Genomic DNA, 709 nt, shown 5'->3' with positions numbered 1-709 from the left:
AAAGTGGCTATTATTGCCTGTATAAGAAAGCTTATAGTAATCATAAATTCTATGGTGAGGGATGGTGTCATGTGGGATCCTAAAATGGTTTGAAATTAGGAATTGACACCATAGTCACTTGTTAGAAGTTGTATACATATGGGATAAAGCCTCCGGGTAAATTTTTCGACTCTCCATTTGGTACAAAACCATAATTTTTGTAAAAACTTGATGCAAATTTAGATGAATTTAATTTTACTGAACCATTAGGATATTTGTCTCTGCATAACTTTAATGCAATATCGACTAACTTTTTAGCAATACCCCTCCCATGAAACTCCGGTAATACAAAAAGGCTAGCCATATTCCAGTAATCTATTACTAAAATAGTCCCAACAATTCTAGAGTCATGCTTGTAAACTAAGTGAACTCCTTCTATATCTCCAGCCAACCAACTTTTTGAACACGCGATAGTATCATCAATAATTAACTTAAGAGAATCAACGTCAGCATCAATGCATTTATTAACAGTTGAAGATATCAAATCAGATAAACTTTTAAGTTCATTTTTTCTAATCGCTGAATCACAATTCCCCCTAAAACTTCTAACTTCCCGCATAACGGGCAAATATACGTAGGCTAAAATACCGAGCGAAGCGCAGGGAGCCTACGTGTATTTGTCCCTAGCGAGCGCAGCGAGTGTTAATGCGTTTGTTATGTTCGTTCTTTA

General features: G+C 35.7%; 1 protein-coding gene. It reads right to left on the bottom strand.

The genetic code is table 11. The features are described from left to right. Positions 1–121: 121 nt before the first annotated feature. Positions 122–598 carry a GNAT family N-acetyltransferase gene (locus H5160_RS20100; RefSeq protein ID WP_182738534.1) on the bottom strand — a complete coding sequence of 159 codons (477 nt, stop codon included), beginning with the start codon at positions 596–598 and terminating at the stop codon, positions 122–124. Positions 599–709: the final 111 nt, after the last annotated feature.

The organism is Pseudoalteromonas sp. SG43-4 (genome assembly GCF_014164325.1).
Taxonomy (GTDB): Bacteria; Pseudomonadota; Gammaproteobacteria; order Enterobacterales; family Alteromonadaceae; genus Pseudoalteromonas; species Pseudoalteromonas distincta.
The sequence above is the reverse complement of the archived record's forward strand: the minus strand, read 5'-3'. Positions and strand labels throughout refer to the sequence as shown.

Excerpts from the sequence above, each read along its gene's own strand:
- H5160_RS20100 (WP_182738534.1), bottom strand. The coding sequence starts at position 598 with ATGCGGGAAGTTAGAAGTTTTAGGGGGAATTGTGATTCAGCGATTAGA.